The following is a 20,103-nucleotide window of genomic DNA, read 5'->3' as shown; positions in this document are numbered from 1 at the left end:
GCGCCTTGCCAGCCGGGCATACCCGGCGCCAGAATGCCGCCATCTGCCCCGCCTGATGTAAGGAAGCCCGATGCCTGATCCTGTTGCTGCCAGCTTGCGTCTAGCGCCTGAAGCGCTGACCCGTCCTTTCTCTGCTGAACAGTTCAGCTTCTCGACAACCAATGATTTGGAGCCCTTTCGCGGTGTGCTTGGCCAAGAGCGTGCGGTTGAAGCCTTGCAGTTCGGCGTGGCGATGCCGCGCCCCGGTTACAACGTATTTGTCATGGGCGAGCCGGGAACCGGTCGCTTCTCCTTCGTCAAACGCTATTTGAAGGCCGAAGGCAAACGCCTGCAGACCCCATCGGACTGGGTCTACGTCAACAACTTCGACGAGCCTCGGGAGCCTCGGGCGCTGGAACTGCCGGCCGCTGCCGCGGGGAGTTTCATCACCGACATCAACGGGCTGATCGATAACCTGCTGGCGACCTTTCCGGCGGTGTTCGAGCACCCGTCCTATCAGCAGAAGAAGAGCGCCATTGATCGAGCCTTCAACCAGCGTTACGACCGTGCTCTGGATGTGATCGAACGTTTGGCCCTGGAAAAGGATGTGGCGCTGTACCGCGACAGCAGCAACATCGCCTTTACCCCTATGTTCGAAGGCAAGGCCCTGGACGAGGCCGAGTTCGCCCAGTTGCCGGAGGTTGATCGCGAGCGCTTCCATGAGGACATTTCTGTCCTGGAAGAGCGCCTCAACGAAGAGCTGGCAAGCCTGCCACAGTGGAAGCGCGAGTCGAGCAATCAGTTGCGTCAGCTCAACGAGGAAACCATCACCTTGGCCTTGCAGCCATTGCTGGCGCCTTTGTCGGAGAAGTACGCAGAGAACGCCGCGGTCTGCGGGTATTTGCAGGCCATGCAGGTCTACTTGCTGAAAACCGTGGTCGAGCAACTGGTGGATGACAGCAAGACCGACGCGGTGGCGCGCAAGCTGCTGGAGGAGCAGTACTGCCCGAGCCTGGTGGTCGGTCACCCGGCCAACGGCGGCGCTCCGGTGGTATTTGAGCCCCATCCGACCTATGACAACCTGTTCGGTCGGATCGAGTACAGCACCGACCAGGGCGCGCTCTACACCACTTATCGGCAACTGCGTCCGGGCGCGCTACACCGGGCCAATGGCGGCTTCCTGATCCTGGAAGCCGAGAAGATGCTCAGTGAGCCTTTTGTCTGGGACGCCCTCAAACGCGCCTTGCAGTCGCGCAAGCTGAAGATGGAGTCGCCCCTGGGCGAGATGGGACGCCTGGCCACCGTGACCTTGACGCCGCAGATGATCCCGTTGCAGGTCAAGGTGGTCATCATTGGCGCCCGCCAGCTGTATTACACGCTGCAGGACCTGGATCCGGACTTCCAGGAGATGTTCCGGGTGCTGGTGGATTTCGACGAAGACATCCCGATGGTGGATGAGAGCCTGGAGCAGTTTGCTCAGTTGCTGAAAACCCGGACCTCGGAGGAGGGCATGGCTCCGTTGACTGCTGATGCGGTTGCGCGGTTGGCCACCTACAGTGCGCGCTTGGCGGAGCACCAGGGACGTCTGTCGGCTCGGATCGGCGATCTGTTCCAGTTGGTCAGCGAGGCTGACTTCATCCGTCATCTGGCTTCGGACGAGATGACCGACGCCGGGCATATCGAGCGTGCGCTGAAGGCCAAGGCCACTCGTACCGGGCGGGTCTCGGCACGGATTCTCGATGACATGCTGGCGGGTATCATCCTGATCGACACCGACGGTGCGGCCGTGGGCAAGTGCAACGGCCTGACGGTGCTGGAAGTGGGGGACTCGGCGTTTGGCGTGCCGGCGCGGATCTCCGCCACGGTCTATCCCGGTGGCAGCGGCATTGTCGACATTGAGCGTGAGGTCAATCTTGGCCAGCCGATTCACTCCAAGGGGGTGATGATCCTCACCGGTTACCTGGGCAGTCGTTATGCCCAGGAATTCCCCCTGGCGATCTCCGCAAGTATCGCCCTGGAGCAGTCCTACGGTTATGTGGACGGCGACAGTGCTTCGCTGGGTGAAGCCTGTACTTTGATTTCGGCGCTGTCGAAGACGCCGCTCAAGCAGTGTTTCGCCATCACCGGCTCGATCAATCAGTTCGGTGAGGTGCAGGCTGTGGGTGGGGTCAACGAGAAAATCGAGGGCTTCTTCCGTCTGTGCGAAGCTCGTGGCTTGACCGGAGAGCAGGGCGCGATCATTCCCCAGGCCAACGTCGCCACCTTGATGCTCGACGAGAAGGTGCTGCAGGCAGTGCGTGCCGGGAAGTTCCACGTGTATGCGGTGCGTCAGGCCGATGAGGCCCTGAGCCTGCTGGTGGGGGAGCCGGCCGGAGAACCGGATGCCGAAGGACAGTTCCCAGAGGGCAGCGTCAACGCACGGGTGGTGGAGCGCCTGCGGGTGATTGCCGAGATGATCAGTGAAGAGGACTTGAAAGAGGCGGAAAAGGAGCTGGCACAAGAGGCGCTAACGGAAATCAAGCCGGCATGACGCCAGCCATTGGCGAGGACGTTGAACCTCGCCATTGGTGTCAGCCGGATGACGTCAATTTTTCAAGATAGACCATTCGGCGCCTGTTGAATCGGTCAACTTTGCTTATCAGGCTTTTCTTCTATTCTCAGGGCAAGGAGAACGACAGTCGTCGCTGGATCGAAACAGCCTTCTGCTGAAGGCTGAATAGTGGATCTACCGAGGGTCGCCGCCATGTCGCGCAACCTTTGTCTCACTCGCCAATGTCTTGGCCTGGTTACTCGTATCGAATGCATCGTCCGCCCGCTGGCGGGAGACAACGGTATGTGGACCCTGCTCTTCGCCGCCGGAATGGCCGGTGAACAACCCTCAGCAATCAAGTCACAGGGCCCGTTCTGCGGTCCTGTGGTGGCGGAGTCCATTCTTGATTCGATCGTTGAAAGCCTGACGACTCACGGTTACCGGTTAGCCGATGATCCACAGATCTGGTGCCTGCATTTGCAGGCCCAGCTGCGTCAGATCAACGGCGAGCGCGGACGCAGCGCCGGTGACTTCCAGTTCCCTTGAACGCTGACCCCTATGGGCTGTTGATGTGTGGCCAGCAGCACCGCGGGTCATCACCGTCCTTAAGGGGCAGGGGGCGTCGATTCGGTCTTGTCCAGTTTGACTTCGAAGCCGTATTCGACGGTATTGAGTTCGCTGCGTTCGTAGCTTTCCAGTTGGCTGGGCTGACCGTAGAAGTAGTGCACGTCGAACAGTGCGTGGCCGTTGTTCGGGGCGCCATGGCTGACCGCAAGAATCTCCTTCAGATACTGGCCGCTGTCATCCTTGGCGTAAAAGCGCCACGCGTCCGCGGGAAAAAGTTTCTGGTCGACAATCAGCGCGTTGCCCTTGAACTCCAGGCCTTTGGGCAGCTGTTGGGTGCTGATGGTTTTTTTCTCGATGCTGGCCAGGAACAGCGGAATGGAGCCAACGGCGTACGCTGGGGTTTCCGGGAACAGGTTCAGGTCGTAGGTGATGACGCCACGTATGGGGTCGATTTCGAACGCCTCGTCCGGTAGTTCGATAGGTTCGCCGCGTTGGCCCTTGTCGTTCTCGGTGAAGAAAGTCAGCGGGGTGTCGCCGGCACTGAACTCCGATCCCAGCAGTTCGTCATTGAAGGTCCGTGGGTGACTGAACTCGATACGCGCGGCACTGGCGTCTTCCACCGATTGGCTGATGGTCACGGTTTTTTTCAATGTATCTTCGTCAAGCTCCGCCCCTTTGAGGTAGTTGGCGGCTTGATCGTCATAGACCATCACTGGCATGGGTAGCGGCTGGATCGTCTTGTCGGTGGTGCTCCGGTCAAAGCGATGTACCGGCAGGTCCAAGTCCTTGAGCGTTACGCTGGCCTGGGCAAAGTCGAGTACGGCAACCTCCAGTTTGTCCACCAGGCCGTTGAAATACACCTTGGCGTAATGAGTGGTGTGTTGTTGATCGAAGGCTTTTTGCTCGTCCTCCAATTGTTTCTCGAATTCATTGCTCCAGCTTTTCTGCTTTTGCATCTCGGCCAGTTGCTGTCTGTAGAAGGCGATTTGCGGGGCGCTTTCGTTGATCGAGCCCGCGCGGGAGAGGATCTGCCCAGTGCTGTCACGGGCCTGTGCCAAAAAAGGATTGAGCGAAGCGTCATTGGCCTCTTCAGGCAGCGGAGTGCTGTTGTTCAGTTCGATTTCAGCGACGTTTTTCTCCAGCGACAGCAGGGTCAGGCTGATGTTGCCGTCCTGGCGAGGTTTGCCGATATCGGCCTTGGTCAGTTCGAAGTTGAGCACGCGACTGGGGGCAATCACTTCGAGCTTGCCGAGCAAGGAGACTGGTTGCGGCTGGTTCTTGTTGTCGACCTCCAGGCCCTCGATGAAGGGGTAGGTTATGGTCAGGTCATCCGGATTGGTCAGGTTGGAGCTTGAAGGGCTCAGTTGAATTCCGGGGTCGGTCTCTGACCACTCAGGTTGGAACGGGATGACCTTCTTGTTGCTCAGGGTGACTGATTGCCACTCCAGCCCGTGAGGGAAGGGAAACTGTGCCGGCATTTCGAAACTGAAGGGAAACACCGGCTGCAGATCGGTCAGGTAGTCCGAGCTGGAAGGCTTGCGCAGCACGAACAGGCCATTGACGTAGGTGTCCACCAGGGCTTGTGGCGTGGGGTAGTGCTTGAGCAGGACCAGGCTGTCGTCGCCGTATTCGGTGTCGATCGGCTTGTTGGCAAGCTTGACCTGTGCACGCTCAAGCAGCAGCAGCGAGCCGCCAAGGTCGGTAATGGCTTCTTTGAGCTTGGGGTCCTGGATGGCATCCAGGGATTTTTCAAATTGCGTGGTGCGTTCTTCTAGGCTGGCCTGTTTCTTTTCGTCGCTGGGCGAACAGCCGCTGCTGCTCAGCAGCGCCACACAAAGGGCGAGGCTCGCCAAAGGCAATCGCAAATCCATTTTCCAGTCTTCCTGTCCAATGTCAGTGAGCGGTATGAATGACTTCGACACTAGCAGAAAAAACGCTGGGAAAAACCCGTGGATCAGGCGCTTATCTGTGGTTTATGGCCTTTTGGAGCGCTGATATACTCGCTGCCGTTTTTTATCCTGGTACGAGATTCAATGGAACGTTTTATCGAGAATGCGATGTATGCCTCGCGCTGGCTGCTGGCGCCGATCTACTTCGGTTTGTCCCTGGGGCTGTTGGCATTGGCACTGAAGTTCTTCCAGGAAGTCTTCCACGTTATCCCCAATGTGTTCTCCATGGCCGAGTCCGACCTGATCCTGGTTCTGTTGTCGTTGATCGACATGGCGCTGGTCGGCGGTTTGCTGGTGATGGTGATGATTTCCGGCTACGAGAATTTCGTGTCGCAACTGGACATCGATGAAGACAAGGAAAAACTCAGCTGGCTGGGCAAGATGGATTCCTCTTCGTTGAAGATGAAGGTGGCGGCCTCTATCGTGGCAATCTCCTCGATCCACCTGTTGCGAGTGTTCATGGACGCCAAGAACACCCCCACCGAGTACCTGTTGTGGTACGTGGTGATTCACATGACTTTTGTGATTTCGGCGTTCGCCATGGGTTACCTGGATAAACTGACCAAGCACTGATTGCTTTTTTGATGAAGCGAGCGCCGCCCGGCCGTTGCAAAACGGACGGGCGGCGTTGTTTACGGCTTGTGCTTTTCCTGGGCGGGGCATATCCCTGTAGCTGTCACGGGCTCCAATTGCACGAGGTGCACTCATGAACCTGCAGGAAATGAATGCCTACGCCATTGCTGGAAAAGTCGACGAGTTGAACCTGATCTCCCTTGAAGGCGGGATCTATCTGCTTGAGGCACGCATGCACGGGGCGGCGTACCCGCTGAGTGATGCTCGTGGACAAATGTTTCATCTGCGTTCGGTGGAGCATGCCCGTGAAGTGCTGCAGTCCTTCCCCAAGCTGCCGTTCAACCTGATTCACACTTCGGTGCATGACGAGATGTGTGGTTTGTCCGCCAGCGCCGAAGAAAGCCTGAAGGTACCGATCACCCTGCGCTCCGGCTGGTAGTGCCGGGGTTGCGCTGATTATCGCCGAACTTCTGTGCTAGTCTGCTCGCCCTTTTGGTTCCGGGCGCTCCGGAAGGCCCTGTGTTTCCACGGCCTTTCCCGAGCCGTCCGCACAGCGGAGCAGTGTCATGTCCGAAGTAAATCTGTCCACCGACGAAACCCGCGTCAGCTACGGCATTGGCCGTCAGTTGGGCGACCAACTGCGCGACAACCCGCCACCGGGTGTGAGCCTGGATGCGATCCTGGCTGGTCTGACCGACGCTTTCGCCGGCAAGCCAAGCCGTGTGGATCAGGAAGAAATGTCCGCCAGCTTTAAAGTCATCCGCGAAATCATGCAGGCTGAAGCAGCTGCCAAGGCCGAAGCGGCAGCAGGTGCCGGCCTGGCATTCCTGGCTGATAACGCCAAGCGTGAAGGCATCACTACTCTGGCTTCCGGCTTGCAATTCGAAGTACTGACTCAGGGCGACGGCGCCAAGCCATCCCGTGAAGACAGTGTGCGCACTCACTACCACGGCACTCTGATCGACGGCACTGTGTTCGACAGCTCCTACGAGCGCGGCCAACCTGCTGAGTTCCCGGTAGGTGGCGTGATCGCTGGCTGGACCGAAGCGCTGCAACTGATGAACGCCGGTAGCAAATGGCGTCTGTACGTGCCGAGCGAACTGGCTTACGGCGCACAAGGTGTGGGCAGCATCCCGCCGCACAGCGTTCTGGTGTTCGACGTCGAGCTGCTGGACGTTCTGTAACCGGTGCAGGAGCCAGCTTGCTGGTGGTGAGGAGGCCGCATCGGCGGTCTGTTCATCGCAAGCAAGCTTGCCCCTTGATCGGTTTAGGTTTCATAGACGGATTTTTGCGCTCAGGCCTTGGCCATCGGTGCCGGTCGGCCGTAAGGCTCTGGCGTAGCAGAACAAAAACAGGTTGCGCACCAATTCCTTGAGTACCAGCGGCTCGCTGGAGCTCAAACCATTCAGGTCCAGATCTCCCTGGTCCTGCAGCTCGCTCAGGGCTTCTTCTTCCAATACCGCACAGACTTCCCCGGTTTCCCGATGCAGGATTCGCAGGTAAGGGTGTGGGCGGTCCAGCCAGGCATCAATCAAATAAGTCATGGTTCTCGTCTCCTTGAATGGGATTCAATGAGAATAATTCTTATTCAATGAATAGCAAGTGCCTATTGGCGGTTTCTGCTTTTTTCTGTGCAGAAATTGTTTTTGGTCAAACCGACTGGCTTTTTGCTAGCAAGTGTTCGGATCAGGCGGGGGGGGCAGCGACTTGGGGGGGGATCCTCTCGCGGCGGGCGCGAGAGGGAGCGCAAGTCAAACTTTACGGACGAATTCGGACTTGAGCTTCATCGGGCCGATGCCGTCGATCTTGCAGTCGATATCATGGTCGCCATCGCACAAGCGGATATTCTTGACCTTGGTGCCGACCTTGACCACCAGGGAGGTGCCCTTGACCTTGAGGTCCTTGATCACGGTGATGGTGTCGCCGTCTTGCAGCACGTTGCCCACCGAATCTTTCTTCACGGCTTCATCGGATGCGGCTTCGGCTTCGCCGTTGGCGGACCACTCGTGGGCGCACTCAGGGCAGATCAGCTGGGTGCCGTCCTCGTAGGTGTATTCGGAATTGCATTTTGGGCAGGGTGGCAAAGTGCTCACTTAAGCTCCTCAAAGTCAGGATGGCTAAAAGCGCACATTATATAGGGTTTTGCAGGGCCGGGGGGCGATGAGGCGTTGCGTCGACAAGCCGGCTCCTGCGGCTAGCAGGAGCCGGATCTTCTTAGTGAGTGCGGGCTACGGCAAATTCGCTCAGCTCTACCAGGGCATCGCGGTACTCGCTGGGTGGCAGGGCCTCCAGGCAGGTAATGGCGCGAGCGACGTAGTCGCGGGCCAGTTGCGCGGTGTAGTCCAGAGAGCCTGAGGCCTCAACGGCTGCACGGATGCTCTCCAGGTCTTCGATGCCACCCTTCTGGATGGCCTGGCGAACCAGGGCCGCTTGCTCCGGAGTGCCTTCGCGCATGGTGTAGATGAGCGGCAGCGTGGGCTTGCCCTCGGCCAGGTCATCTCCGACGTTCTTGCCCAGCGTCTCGGCGTCGCCGCGGTAGTCCAGCAGGTCGTCCACCAGTTGGAAGGCTACGCCCAGGTGATCGCCGAAGGTACGCAGTGCCTCGGCTTGTTCCTGTGTCGCACCGGCCAGGGCGGCGGCGCTGTGGGTCGAGGCTTCGAAGAGCATCGCAGTCTTGCCGCGGATGACTTCCATGTAGGTTTCTTCGGTGGTGCTGGCGTCACGCACCTTGGACAGCTGCAAGACTTCGCCTTCGGCGATGATCCGGGTGGCCTGGGACAGGATGCGCATGACCGGCATCGACCCCAGTTCAACCATCATCTCGAACGAGCGGGAATACAGGAAGTCACCCACCAATACGCTGGGCGCGTTGCCCCACATGGCATTGGCCGTCGAGCGGCCGCGGCGCATGCCGGACATATCGACCACGTCGTCGTGTAGCAGGGTGGCGGTGTGCAGAAACTCGATGGTAGCGGCCAGCAGGCGCAGGTCATCGCCTTCTCGGCCCAGGGCCTTGCCACACAGCAGCACTAATAAAGGACGCAGGCGTTTGCCTCCGGCCGAAGTGATGTAGTCGCCGATTTTTGATACCAGCGGTACTCGGGAAGTCAGCTGTTTCTTGATGATGCCGTCGACGGCACTAAAATCGTCCGCCACCGTGCGGTAGAAAGCTTGGGGTTGCATCAGCGACAGGTGCTCCAGAAGGGTTGCGCGGCATGCTAGGACCCGCGTCCGCAGGTGTCAAGGCGCGGTCCGGGGCGGTTAAAGCACCGGCAGGCGGTAATTTGTCAGGGTAAAACACTGAGGTATAGTCTTTTGCAGTCATGAAACCCTGATTTCAGAGGGCTCCTTTTCTCGCCAAAAGGGCGCGGCACAGTCCCCGGCGACGCCTGAACGGCACTTGCATCGCCATTGTGCCTTGCGTACAATCGCGCACCCTGAACTTCCTGGGCAGCACCTGCCTTACGCAATTGCACTTGGGCCGTTCCAGCCCCATGCAGCCATGCCAGCCAATACCTCTTCTTATAAAGAGCTGGGTGAGCAGGATTATCGGAGAAATACCATGTCTTATGCAGTAATCGTTACTGGCGGCAAGCAGTACAAAGTCGCTCCAGGTGAATACCTGAAGATCGAAAAACTGGAAATCGCTACTGGCGAATCCGTTACCTTTGATCGCGTTCTGTTGGTTGCCAACGGTGACGACGTGAATATCGGTGCTCCTGTTGTTGCTGGCGCTACCGTTGTGGCTGAAGTGATCTCCCAAGGTCGTCACGATAAAGTCCGCATCATCAAGTTCCGTCGTCGTAAGCACCACATGAAGCGTATGGGCCACCGTCAGTGGTACACCGAGATCAAAATCACCGGTATTCAGGCTTAATTTTCAGCCTAATCCCCTTTTTGGAGAATTGAACTCATGGCACACAAAAAAGCTGGTGGTAGTACCCGTAACGGTCGCGACTCAGAGGCTAAACGCCTTGGCGTGAAGATGTATGGCGGCCAGAAAATCATTCCGGGCAACATCATCGTGCGTCAGCGCGGCACCCAATTCCACGCTGGCTACGGCGTTGGCATGGGTAAGGATCACACCCTCTTCGCGAAAATCGAAGGCGTGATCAAGTTTGAAGTAAAGGGCGCTTTCAACCGCCGTTACGTGAGCGTCGTCGCAGCTTAATTGCGCGATCGCTGGAAAAGCCCTGTCTCGCGACGGGGCTTTTTCGTTTGTGGGATGAGTCTCTTGCAAAGCTGTTTGTACGGGCTGCCAGCGTTGGATGTTTCGGTCGTTGATTGAGGTCGCGGCGCTCATTTTTGCAAGAGTCTTATGTCTTAGTGTTTTTCAGCTCGCCCGAGCGGCGAGAGGCGTTTGATCATGAAGTTTGTAGATGAAGTTTCGATTCGAGTAAAAGCTGGTGATGGCGGTAATGGCTGCATGAGTTTCCGTCGGGAAAAATTCATCGAAAACGGTGGTCCTAACGGCGGTGACGGCGGTGATGGCGGCTCGATTTACCTGATTGCCGATGAAAACCTCAACACTCTGGTGGATTACCGCTATACCCGGCATTTCGATGCCGAGCGTGGTTCCAACGGCGGCAGCACCGACTGTACTGGCAAGAAGGGGGAGGATCTGGAGCTGCGGGTTCCGGTAGGCACCACGATAATCGATGCCGGTACTCAGGAGGTCATTGGCGACCTGACCAAGGCTGGCCAGCGTCTGATGGTCGTGCAGGGTGGTTGGCACGGTCTGGGTAATACCCGTTTCAAGTCCAGTACCAACCGGGCTCCACGTCAGACCACTCCTGGTAAGCCGGGTGAGCAGCGTGACCTCAAGCTGGAATTGAAAGTGTTGGCGGATGTCGGTCTGTTGGGCTTGCCGAATGCTGGCAAGAGTACCTTTATTCGTTCGGTTTCCGCGGCCAAGCCGAAAGTGGCTGACTATCCGTTCACGACCCTGGTGCCGAACCTTGGTGTGGTCAGTGTCGACCGTTGGAAGAGCTTTGTGATTGCCGATATTCCAGGCCTGATCGAAGGTGCCTCCGGTGGTGCTGGCCTGGGGATCCGCTTCCTCAAGCACTTGGCTCGTACTCGCATTCTGCTGCACTTGGTAGATATGGCTCCGCTGGATGAAACCAGTCCGGCAGATGCGGCGGAAGTGATTGTCAGCGAGTTGGTCAAGTTCAGCCCGTCCCTGGCGGAGCGTGAGCGTTGGTTGGTGCTGAACAAGTGCGATCAGATTCTTGAAGAAGAGCATGAAGAGCGGGTCAAGGAGATCGTAGATCGCTTGGAGTGGACTGGGCCTGTGTATGTGATCTCGGCCATCTCCAAGGATGGTACCGAGCGCTTGAGTCGCGACATCATGCGTTATCTGGAGGATCGTGCTGATCGTCTGGCGGCCGATCCGGTCTTTGCCGATGAGTTGGCTGAGCTGGATCAGCGCATCGAGGATGAGGCGCGTGCCCAGTTGCAGGCTCTGGATGATCAGCGTGCCTTGCGCCGCAGTGGTGTGAAGAGCGTCCATGACATCGGTGACGATGATTGGGATGAAGAAGGTGTGGATGATGAGGATGGTCCGGAAATCATTTACGTCCGCGACTGATTCCGTGGTCGTGGGCTGGTCTGCGAAGACGGTTTATCTGGTTTGATGCGGTGTTATCATCGCTGGCAAGCCAGCTCCCAAGGCGCCGCTCATTTGAGCGGCGTTTTGGTGTCTGCAAGGTGCAAATACGAATAATCCCATGGGGGGCGCTCGGTCGCGTCGCTCGCTGGCAAAGGTTGAATAAGATGCGGAGCAAGGTGACGGGTGCGCAGCGCTGGGTCGTGAAGATCGGCAGTGCACTGCTGACGGCGGATGGCAAAGGGCTGGATCGCGCGGCAATGGGCGTGTGGGTCGAGCAGATGGTGGCGCTGCACGAGGCTGGCGTCGAGTTGGTGCTGGTTTCCTCGGGTGCCGTGGCGGCCGGTATGAGTCGCCTGGGCTGGACCGCACGACCGAGTGCGATGCATGAGCTGCAGGCGGCTGCGGCCATCGGCCAGATGGGCTTGGTGCAGGCCTGGGAGTCAAGCTTTGCCGAGCATGGCCGGCATACTGCGCAGATTCTCCTGACTCATGATGACCTGTCTGATCGCAAGCGTTACCTAAATGCCCGCAGTACCCTGCGGGTGCTGGTGGAGCTCAAGGTGATTCCGGTGATCAATGAAAACGACACCGTGGTAACCGATGAAATCCGCTTTGGCGATAACGACACCTTGGCGGCGCTGGTGGCTAACCTGGTGGAGGCTGATCTGCTGGTGATCCTTACTGATCGTGACGGTATGTTCGATGCAGATCCGCGTAGCAATCCCGATGCTCAGCTGATTTACGAGGCGCGAGCTGATGATCCTGCCCTGGATGCGGTGGCTGGTGGTACTGGCGGTGCCCTGGGGCGTGGCGGTATGCAGACCAAGTTGCGTGCCGCGCGTTTGGCGGCGCGTTCCGGGGCGCACACCATCATTGTTGGTGGGCGCCTGGAGCGAGTGCTGGATCGCCTGAAGGCGGGTGAGCGCCTCGGTACCCTGCTGTCGCCAGAGCGCGGCATGCTGGCAGCGCGTAAGCAGTGGCTGGCAGGGCATCTGCAAACCCGTGGCACTCTGGTGTTGGACGAGGGAGCGGTATCGGCCTTGTCCCAGGGCAACAAAAGTTTGCTGCCGGTGGGGGTCAAGCAGGTCCAGGGCGGTTTCCGTCGTGGCGAGATGGTGGTTTGCGTGGCGCCGGATGGTCGTGAGATTGCTCGTGGCCTGGCTAACTACAGTGCGCTTGAGGCGCAGAAGATTATCGGTCAGTCGTCTGATGCGATTGTCGGTGTCCTGGGTTATATGGCTGAGCCGGAGCTGGTTCACCGCGATAACCTGATTCTGGTGTAAGGAAAAGCGAATGCGTTTGGCAAAAGTATTGTTGGGTTTGCTCGTGGCGATGCCGTTGATGGCCTCGGCGGAGGAGATTGGCCAGGTATCTACGGTGTTCAAGTTTGTCGGGCCGAACGACCGGATTGTGGTCGAGGCGTTCGACGATCCCAAGGTTGAAGGGGTGACGTGTTACCTGTCGCGGGCCAAGACCGGCGGCCTCAAGGGTGGGCTTGGCTTGGCGGAAGATCGCGCGGAGGCGTCCATCGCTTGTCGTCAGGTGGGGCCGATCGCGTTCAAGGGTGAGCTCAAAGACGGTGATGAGGTGTTCAAGGAGCGCACGTCGCTGGTGTTCAAGACCATGCAGGTGGTGCGCTTCCTGGATAAGAAGCGCAATACTCTGGTGTACCTGGTCTACAGCGATCGCTTGATCGAGGGCAGTCCGCAGAATGCGGTGACGGCGATCCCGATCCTGCCTTGGCCGCATCAGTGAAGCATTGATTGTTGGCGGGCCGGCTCCCGTGGATAGAGGAGCTGGCTTGCGGGTTGGGTAAATCGCGGGCAATAAAAAACCGACCCTTGGGTCGGTTTTTTAACAAGCGTGTCGCTTAGGCTGCAGCAGCAAGGTTCAGAGCCTTGATGTGGCCATTCAGACGACCTTTATGGCGAGCAGCTTTGTTCTTGTGGATGATGCCTTTATCGGCCATACGGTCGATAACTGGTACGGCCAGAACATAAGCAGCTTGCGCTTTTTCGGCGTCTTTTGCGTCGATGGCTTTCACTACATTCTTGATGTAGGTACGAACCATGGAACGCAGGCTGGCGTTGTGGCTGCGACGCTTCTCAGCCTGTTTTGCACGTTTTTTGGCGGAAGGTGTGTTGGCCACCGTCGAGCTCCTCGAAAGACTTTTTGGGAAATAGCAAACAAAATAGGCCGCGAATCATGCCGATGAGTTGAAGTCTTGTCAAGGGCGGGTGATGCGTTCCGCTGAGTGGTCGATCTGAAGAGGCGGGATATTTATTTCCGGCGCTTGACCTGTAAACTCGCGAGCTTTGGCTCTGTGCTGTTGCGGCGCGGAGTATCGCATAAGTGGGCGTCATTTCGCCTGCTGTTTATCTACAGGCAAACAACCTTTTCATGAATCTGCTCAAGTCGTTGGCCGCGGTCAGCTCTATCACGATGCTTTCCCGGGTGCTGGGGTTCGTCCGTGACACCCTCATCGCGCGCATATTCGGCGCCGGTATGGCCACGGATGCCTTCTTCATTGCCTTCAAGTTACCCAATCTGTTGCGGCGGATTTTTGCCGAGGGCGCTTTTTCCCAGGCGTTTGTCCCGATCCTGGCGGAGTACAAGAGCCAGCAAGGCGAAGAGGCGACCCGTACCTTCATCGCCTATGTCTCCGGCCTGCTGACTCTGGTGCTGGCGGTGGTTACCGCGCTGGGCATGATCGCTGCGCCCTGGGTGATCTGGGCCACCGCGCCGGGGTTTGTCGATTCCCCGGAAAAGTTTGCCCTGACCTCCGATCTGCTCCGGGTGACTTTTCCTTATATATTGCTGATCTCCCTGTCCTCTCTGGCTGGGGCGATTCTCAATACCTGGAATCGCTTTTCGGTGCCGGCCTTCGTGCCGACCCTGCTCAACGTCAGCATGATTATCTTCGCGGTGTTCCTGACGCCTTACTTCGATCCGCCGGTGATGGCGCTGGGCTGGGCGGTGCTGGCCGGTGGCCTGGCGCAGCTGCTTTACCAACTGCCGCACCTGAAGAAGATCGGCATGCTGGTGTTGCCGCGCCTGAATCTGCGGGATACCGGGGTCTGGCGGGTGATGAAACAGATGCTGCCGGCGATCCTCGGGGTCTCTGTCAGCCAGATCTCACTGATCATTAACACCATCTTCGCCTCATTCCTGGTGGCCGGATCTGTGTCCTGGATGTATTACGCCGACCGGCTCATGGAGTTGCCATCCGGCGTGCTGGGTGTCGCGCTGGGCACCATCTTGCTGCCGACCCTGGCCAAGACCTATGCCAGCAAGGACCACCATGAGTACTCGCGGATTCTCGATTGGGGTCTGCGCCTGTGTTTCATCCTGGTGTTGCCGTGTTCCCTGGCGCTGGGGATTCTTGCCGAACCGCTGACCGTATCGCTGTTTCAATATGGTGAGTTCAGCGCCTTTGACGCTTCCATGACTCAGCGTGCGCTGGTGGCCTATGCCGTGGGGCTGCTGGGGATCATTGTGATCAAGGTGCTGGCGCCTGGCTTCTATGCGCAGCAGAACATCCGCACGCCGGTGAAAATTGCCATTTTCACCCTGATCGTCACCCAGTTGCTCAACCTGGCCTTTATCGGCTCGTTGAAGCACGCCGGCCTGGCCTTGGCAATCAGTGTCGGAGCCTGCATCAACGCCGGCCTGCTGTTCTATCAATTGCGCAAGCAGCAGATGTTTCAGCCGCAGCCTGGCTGGGGAGGGTTTACCCTGAAGCTGTTGCTGGCAGTGGCGGTCATGTCAGTGGTATTGCTGGGGCTGATGCACTTTATGCCAGCCTGGGACCAAGGCCACATGCTCCAGCGCTTCCTGCGTCTTGGGGTTCTGGTGGTGGCCGGAGTGGTAGCGTATTTTGGCATGCTGGTCCTGTTGGGCTTCCGTTTGCGCGACTTCAATCGCAAGGCCTTGAACTGATGACTGTTTAGTCGTCGGGTTGGGCTGGACACTGGTTTTGTCGGTTCGATCACGTTGGGTGACGGTGCTGCCTGTCGTCGGCCGTCGGGTGTGGTTATAATCGACCACTTTATGAGCAAGAAGCGCGTTATGCAGCTGGTTCGAGGCCTCCACAATCTGCGCCCCCAGCATCGGGGCTGCGTCGCCACTATTGGCAACTTTGACGGTGTTCACCGTGGTCACCAGGCTATCCTGGGTCGGCTGCGTGAACGTGCGCTCGAGTTGGGCGTGCCCAGCTGCGTGGTGATTTTCGAGCCGCAGCCGCGGGAATTCTTTGCTCCCGATACCGCTCCGGCCCGTCTGGCTCGCTTGCGGGACAAGCTGCAGTTGCTGGCGCAAGCGGGCGTCGACCGGGTGTTGTGCCTGGCGTTCAACCAGCGCTTGAGCAAGCTCAGCGCCACCGAGTTCGTCGAGCGGATCCTGGTGGATGGCTTGGGAGTACAGCACTTGGAGGTCGGTGACGACTTCCGTTTTGGTTGCGATCGGGTCGGTGATTTCCAGTTCCTGCAGCAGGCTGGCGCTACTCACGGGTTTACCGTCGAGGCCGCGCAGACTGTTGAGCTGGATGGCTTGCGCGTCAGTAGTACCCAGGTCCGCAACGCCCTGGCGGCAGCCGATTTTGCCTTGGCCGAGCGCTTGCTCGGTCGCCCGTATCGGATCGCCGGTCGGGTCTTGCACGGACAGAAGCTCGCGCGCCAGTTGGGCACGCCTACTGCCAACGTGCAGTTGAAGCGCCGCCGTGTACCGCTTTCCGGGGTGTACCTGGTGAGCGTCGACATCGACGGGAAAAGCTGGCCCGGTGTCGCCAATATAGGCGTTCGGCCCACAGTTGCAGGTGATGGCAAGGCCCACCTGGAAGTCCATCTTTTAGATTTTGCCGGCGACTTGTATGACCGGCGTTTGACGGTGGTTTTCCACCAGAAGCTGCGTGAAGAGCAGCGTTTCGCCTCCCTGGAGGCGTTGAAGACGGCGATCAATGCGGATGTTGCCGCCGCCCGTGCCCAAGTGGCACGTATCCATAGCGCCAATCGCTAATGAAGAGCCTTAAATGACCGACTATAAAGCCACGTTAAACCTTCCGGACACCGCCTTCCCAATGAAGGCCGGCCTGCCTCAGCGCGAACCACAGATTCTGCAGCGTTGGGACAGCATTGGCCTGTACGGAAAGTTGCGCGAGATTGGCAAGGATCGTCCGAAGTTCGTTCTGCACGACGGTCCTCCCTATGCCAACGGCTCGATTCACATCGGTCATGCGGTCAACAAGATTCTCAAGGACATGATCATCCGCTCGAAAACCCTGGCGGGTTTCGACGCGCCTTATGTTCCGGGTTGGGACTGCCACGGCCTGCCGATCGAGCACAAGGTCGAGGTGACCCACGGCAAGAACCTGTCCTCGGATCAGACCCGTGAGCTGTGCCGCGCCTACGCGTCGGAGCAGATCGAAGGGCAGAAGTCCGAGTTCATTCGCCTGGGCGTGCTGGGTGACTGGGCAAACCCTTACAAGACCATGAACTTTGCCAACGAGGCTGGTGAAATCCGTGCCCTGGCGGAAATGGTCAAGGGCGGCTTCGTGTTCAAGGGCCTGAAGCCGGTGAACTGGTGCTTCGACTGTGGTTCGGCCCTGGCTGAAGCGGAAGTCGAGTACCAGGACAAGAAGTCCGCCACCATCGACGTGGCCTTCCCAATCGCCGATGAAGACAAATTGGCCGCCGCCTTCGGCCTGGCCAAGCTGGCCAAGCCTGCTGCGATCGTGATCTGGACCACCACGCCTTGGACCATCCCGGCCAACCAGGCGCTGAACGTCCATCCGGAGTTCAACTACGCCCTGGTCGACGCTGGCGAACGCCTGCTGGTACTGGCCGAGGAGTTGGTGGAGTCCTGCCTGGCTCGTTACAACCTGGAGGGCTCGGTGATTGCCACAGCACCAGGTTCGGCGCTGGAGCTGATCAACTTCCGTCACCCGCTCTACGATCGCCTTTCGCCGGTGTACCTGGCCGAGTACGTGGAACTGGGCGCGGGTACCGGCGTGGTTCACTCGGCTCCGGCCTACGGTGTAGACGACTTCGTGACCTGCAAGCGCTATGGCATGGTCAACGACGATATCCTCAGCCCGGTGCAGAGCAATGGCGTCTATGCGCCTTCGCTGGAGTTCTTCGGCGGCCAGTTCATCTGGAAGGCCAACCCGGCCATCGTCGACAAGCTCAGCGAAGTCGGCGCGTTGATGCACACTGAAACCATCAGCCATAGCTACATGCACTGCTGGCGCCACAAGACGCCGCTGATCTATCGCGCGACCGCGCAATGGTTCGTCGGCATGGACAAGCAGCCAGAAACCGGCGACACCCTTCGCCAGCGTGCCCTGCAAGCCATCGAAGACACTCAATTCGTACCGGCCTGGGGCCAGGCACGCCTGCATTCGATGATCGCCAACCGTCCAGACTGGTGCATCTCCCGCCAGCGCAACTGGGGTGTGCCAATCCCGTTCTTCCTGAACAAGGAAAGCGGCGAACTGCATCCGCGTACAGTTGAGCTGATGGAAGAGGTGGCCCAGCGCGTCGAACAGGAAGGCATCGAAGCCTGGTTCAAGATGGACGCTGCCGAGTTGTTGGGCGCCGAAGCGCCTCTGTACGACAAGATCAGCGATACCCTGGACGTTTGGTTCGACTCTGGTACCACCCACTGGCACGTGCTGCGTGGTTCGCACTCGATGGGCCATGAGACCGGGCCGCGTGCCGACCTGTACCTGGAAGGTTCCGACCAACACCGTGGCTGGTTCCACTCTTCGTTGCTGACCGGTTGCGCGATCGACAACCACGCGCCGTACCGCGAACTGCTGACCCACGGTTTTACCGTGGACGAGAACGGCCGCAAGATGTCCAAGTCCCTGGGCAACGTGATCGCGCCGCAAAAGGTCAACGACACCCTGGGCGCAGACATCATGCGGCTGTGGGTTTCGGCCACCGATTACTCGGGTGAAATGGCTGTCTCCGATCAGATCCTGCAGCGTAGCGCCGACGCCTACCGGCGTATCCGCAATACTGCGCGTTTCCTGCTCTCCAACCTGAGCGGTTTCAACCCGGCCACCGACATCCTGCCAGCTGAAGAAATGCTCGCGCTGGACCGTTGGGCCGTAGACCGTACCTTGCTGCTGCAGCGCGAGCTGGAACTGCATTACGGCGAATACCGTTTCTGGAACGTCTACTCCAAAGTGCACAATTTCTGTGTGCAGGAGCTGGGCGGTTTCTACCTGGACATCATCAAGGATCGTCAGTACACCACGGGTGCCAACAGCAAGGCCCGCCGTTCGTGCCAGACCGCGCTGTACCACATCTCCGAAGCCCTGGTGCGCTGGATCGCGCCGATCCTGGCATTCACCGCCGACGAGCTGTGGCAGTACTTGCCGGGCGAGCGCAACGAATCGGTGATGCTCAATACCTGGTACGAAGGCTTGAGCGAGTTGCCGGAAGGCTTCGAACTGGATCGGGCTTATTGGGACCGGATCATGGCGGTCAAGGTTGCGGTCAACAAGGAAATGGAAATCCAGCGCGCGGCCAAGGCCGTCGGTGGCAACCTGCAGGCAGAAGTGACGCTGTACGCCGAAGAGGCCCTGAGTGCCGACCTGGCCAAGCTGAGCAACGAGCTGCGCTTCGTGCTGATCACCTCGACCGCCAGCGTTGCACCGTTCGTGCAGGCGCCAGCCGACGCAGTGGAAACTGAAGTTGCCGGTCTGAAACTGAAAGTGGTCAAGTCGAACTTTGCCAAGTGCGCCCGTTGCTGGCACTGCCGTGAAGATGTCGGCGTGCACCCGGAGCATCCGGAAATCTGCGGTCGTTGCGTAGACAACATCAGCGGTGCAGGCGAGGTTCGTCACTATGCCTAACGCCGCGGGCCGTTTTGGCCGTCTGGGCTGGTTGTGGTTGAGCGTGCTGGTCCTGGTCATTGACCAGGTCAGCAAGTTCCACTTCGAAAGTTCGCTGACCATGTACCAGCAGATTGTGGTGATCCCGGATTACTTCAGCTGGACCCTGGCCTACAACACCGGTGCTGCATTCAGTTTCCTGGCTGACAGCTCAGGCTGGCAGCGCTGGCTGTTTGCCCTGATCGCGATTGTGGTCAGTGCGGTGCTGGTGGTCTGGCTCAAGCGCCTGGGGCGCAACGAAACCTGGTTGGCCATCGCCCTGGCCCTGGTGCTGGGCGGTGCCCTGGGCAATCTGTATGACCGCATCGCCCTGGGCCATGTGATCGATTTCATCCTGGTGCACTGGCAGAACCGCTGGTACTTCCCGGCGTTCAACTTCGCTGACAGTGCTATCACTGTTGGTGCGGTGATGCTGGCCCTGGATATGTTCAAGAGCAAGAAAACCGGAGAAGCCGTTCATGACTGAACAGGTATTGACTGAGCAACGCATCGGTCAGAACACGGAAGTCACTTTGCATTTCGCATTGCGCCTGGAGAACGGCGACACCGTAGACAGCACCTTCGACAAGGCCCCGGCGACCTTCAAGGTCGGCGATGGCAACCTGCTCCCAGGGTTCGAGGCCGCGCTGTTCGGCTTCAAGGCCGGTGACCAGCGCAAGCTGACCATCGAGCCGGAAAATGCCTTTGGCCAGCCCAACCCGCAGAACGTGCAGGTCATCCCGCGTTCGCAGTTCCAAGACATGGAGCTGTCGGAAGGCCTGCTGGTGATCTTCAATGATGCGGCGAACACCGAATTGCCCGGTGTGGTCAAAACCTTCGATGACGCTCAAGTCACCGTCGATTTCAACCATCCGTTGGCGGGCAAGACCTTGACCTTTGACGTGGAAATCATCGACGTCAAAGCGCTTTGACAGCATCGCCGGCATGCCGCCCCTATTGTCTAGGAGTCGGCTTGCCGGCGATCCGCTGTCTACAACGATCTAACTTCTTGCGCGCA

The 20,103-nt window shown here is 58.8% G+C and carries 20 protein-coding genes; 15 read left to right on the top strand and 5 right to left on the bottom strand.

Annotation, left to right across the window (positions count from 1 at the left end):
• The first annotated feature begins 70 nt into the window (after nt 1–70).
• Nucleotides 71–2,509 carry a Lon protease family protein gene (locus GV818_RS21185; RefSeq protein ID WP_161756432.1) on the top strand — a complete coding sequence of 813 codons (2,439 nt, stop codon included), beginning with the start codon at nt 71–73 and terminating at the stop codon, nt 2,507–2,509.
• A 213-nt stretch (nt 2,510–2,722) separates the two neighbouring features.
• On the top strand, nt 2,723–3,055 hold the full coding sequence (locus GV818_RS21180) for a hypothetical protein (RefSeq protein ID WP_161756431.1): 333 nt from the start codon (nt 2,723–2,725) through the stop codon (nt 3,053–3,055).
• A gap of 59 nt (nt 3,056–3,114) precedes the next feature.
• Here the strand turns inward: GV818_RS21180 and GV818_RS21175 are convergent, their stop codons facing one another.
• Nucleotides 3,115–4,947, bottom strand: a complete 1,833-nt coding sequence (locus tag GV818_RS21175) for a hypothetical protein (RefSeq protein ID WP_161756430.1) — start codon at nt 4,945–4,947, stop codon at nt 3,115–3,117.
• 162 nt (nt 4,948–5,109) lie between these two features.
• Between GV818_RS21175 and GV818_RS21170 the strand changes: the two genes are divergently transcribed.
• From GV818_RS21170 to GV818_RS21160, 3 genes are all read left to right on the top strand, one after another.
• Entirely contained in the window at nt 5,110–5,598 is a 489-nt protein-coding gene (locus tag GV818_RS21170; protein ID WP_015637095.1) for a TIGR00645 family protein, read from the top strand.
• 133 nt (nt 5,599–5,731) lie between these two features.
• Nucleotides 5,732–6,037: a DUF6482 family protein gene (locus tag GV818_RS21165; RefSeq protein WP_161756429.1), complete on the top strand. Its 306-nt coding sequence runs from the start codon at nt 5,732–5,734 to the stop codon at nt 6,035–6,037.
• Nucleotides 6,038–6,164: 127 nt separating this feature from the next.
• Nucleotides 6,165–6,782, top strand: a complete 618-nt coding sequence (locus GV818_RS21160; RefSeq protein WP_161756428.1) for an FKBP-type peptidyl-prolyl cis-trans isomerase — start codon at nt 6,165–6,167, stop codon at nt 6,780–6,782.
• Nucleotides 6,783–6,872: 90 nt separating this feature from the next.
• Here the strand turns inward: GV818_RS21160 and GV818_RS21155 are convergent, their stop codons facing one another.
• The 3 genes from GV818_RS21155 to GV818_RS21145 all read right to left on the bottom strand — a co-directional run bounded on the left by GV818_RS21155 (nt 6,873) and on the right by GV818_RS21145 (nt 8,781).
• Complete coding sequence (locus tag GV818_RS21155) at nt 6,873–7,142, bottom strand: PA4570 family protein (protein ID WP_025129186.1); 270 nt, start codon at nt 7,140–7,142, stop codon at nt 6,873–6,875.
• Between the two features lie 207 nt (nt 7,143–7,349).
• Nucleotides 7,350–7,691: a zinc ribbon domain-containing protein YjdM gene (locus tag GV818_RS21150; protein ID WP_161759316.1), complete on the bottom strand. Its 342-nt coding sequence runs from the start codon at nt 7,689–7,691 to the stop codon at nt 7,350–7,352.
• A 121-nt stretch (nt 7,692–7,812) separates the two neighbouring features.
• On the bottom strand, nt 7,813–8,781 hold the full coding sequence (locus GV818_RS21145; RefSeq protein WP_161759315.1) for a polyprenyl synthetase family protein: 969 nt from the start codon (nt 8,779–8,781) through the stop codon (nt 7,813–7,815).
• A 379-nt stretch (nt 8,782–9,160) separates the two neighbouring features.
• Between GV818_RS21145 and rplU the strand changes: the two genes are divergently transcribed.
• The 5 genes from rplU (at nt 9,161) to GV818_RS21120 (ending at nt 12,964) form a co-directional block, all read left to right on the top strand.
• Nucleotides 9,161–9,475, top strand: a complete 315-nt coding sequence (gene rplU / locus GV818_RS21140; RefSeq protein WP_003176051.1) for a 50S ribosomal protein L21 — start codon at nt 9,161–9,163, stop codon at nt 9,473–9,475.
• Between the two features lie 36 nt (nt 9,476–9,511).
• The gene (gene rpmA / locus GV818_RS21135) at nt 9,512–9,769 is read left to right on the top strand and encodes a 50S ribosomal protein L27 (protein ID WP_003176049.1); all 258 of its coding nucleotides are present in this window, start codon (nt 9,512–9,514) and stop codon (nt 9,767–9,769) included.
• Between the two features lie 195 nt (nt 9,770–9,964).
• Nucleotides 9,965–11,188, top strand: coding sequence for an Obg family GTPase CgtA (gene cgtA / locus GV818_RS21130; protein ID WP_161777412.1), 1,224 nt, complete (start codon nt 9,965–9,967; stop codon nt 11,186–11,188).
• A 185-nt stretch (nt 11,189–11,373) separates the two neighbouring features.
• Nucleotides 11,374–12,492: a glutamate 5-kinase gene (gene proB, locus GV818_RS21125; RefSeq protein ID WP_161777411.1), complete on the top strand. Its 1,119-nt coding sequence runs from the start codon at nt 11,374–11,376 to the stop codon at nt 12,490–12,492.
• A gap of 10 nt (nt 12,493–12,502) precedes the next feature.
• Nucleotides 12,503–12,964 (top strand): CreA family protein, encoded by a 462-nt coding sequence (locus GV818_RS21120; RefSeq protein ID WP_161777410.1) that lies wholly within the window; start codon nt 12,503–12,505, stop codon nt 12,962–12,964.
• Between the two features lie 115 nt (nt 12,965–13,079).
• On the opposite strand, the gene rpsT is transcribed toward GV818_RS21120, so the two are convergent.
• Nucleotides 13,080–13,358, bottom strand: a complete 279-nt coding sequence (gene rpsT, locus GV818_RS21115) for a 30S ribosomal protein S20 (protein ID WP_003215870.1) — start codon at nt 13,356–13,358, stop codon at nt 13,080–13,082.
• A gap of 251 nt (nt 13,359–13,609) precedes the next feature.
• Here rpsT and murJ point away from each other — a divergent pair, with 251 nt between their 5' ends.
• The 5 genes from murJ to fkpB all read left to right on the top strand — a co-directional run bounded on the left by murJ (nt 13,610) and on the right by fkpB (nt 20,017).
• The gene (gene murJ, locus GV818_RS21110; protein WP_161777409.1) at nt 13,610–15,148 is read left to right on the top strand and encodes a murein biosynthesis integral membrane protein MurJ; all 1,539 of its coding nucleotides are present in this window, start codon (nt 13,610–13,612) and stop codon (nt 15,146–15,148) included.
• 129 nt (nt 15,149–15,277) lie between these two features.
• A complete protein-coding gene (gene ribF / locus GV818_RS21105; RefSeq protein WP_178125037.1) occupies nt 15,278–16,222 on the top strand; it encodes a bifunctional riboflavin kinase/FAD synthetase in 945 nt (314 codons plus the stop codon).
• A 13-nt stretch (nt 16,223–16,235) separates the two neighbouring features.
• On the top strand, nt 16,236–19,067 hold the full coding sequence (gene ileS / locus GV818_RS21100; RefSeq protein WP_161759309.1) for an isoleucine--tRNA ligase: 2,832 nt from the start codon (nt 16,236–16,238) through the stop codon (nt 19,065–19,067).
• The gene (lspA, locus tag GV818_RS21095) at nt 19,060–19,572 is read left to right on the top strand and encodes a signal peptidase II (RefSeq protein WP_161759308.1); all 513 of its coding nucleotides are present in this window, start codon (nt 19,060–19,062) and stop codon (nt 19,570–19,572) included. Before ileS ends, lspA begins: the two co-directional genes overlap by 8 nt.
• Nucleotides 19,565–20,017 (top strand): FKBP-type peptidyl-prolyl cis-trans isomerase, encoded by a 453-nt coding sequence (fkpB, locus tag GV818_RS21090; protein ID WP_161759307.1) that lies wholly within the window; start codon nt 19,565–19,567, stop codon nt 20,015–20,017. The genes lspA and fkpB overlap by 8 nt, the downstream gene beginning before the upstream one ends.
• The last annotated feature ends 86 nt before the right edge of the window (nt 20,018–20,103 follow it).

It is taken from the genome of Pseudomonas sp. Fl4BN1, from assembly GCF_009908285.1.
Classification (GTDB): Bacteria; Pseudomonadota; Gammaproteobacteria; order Pseudomonadales; family Pseudomonadaceae; genus Aquipseudomonas.
The sequence above is the reverse complement of the archived record's forward strand: the minus strand, read 5'-3'. Positions and strand labels throughout refer to the sequence as shown.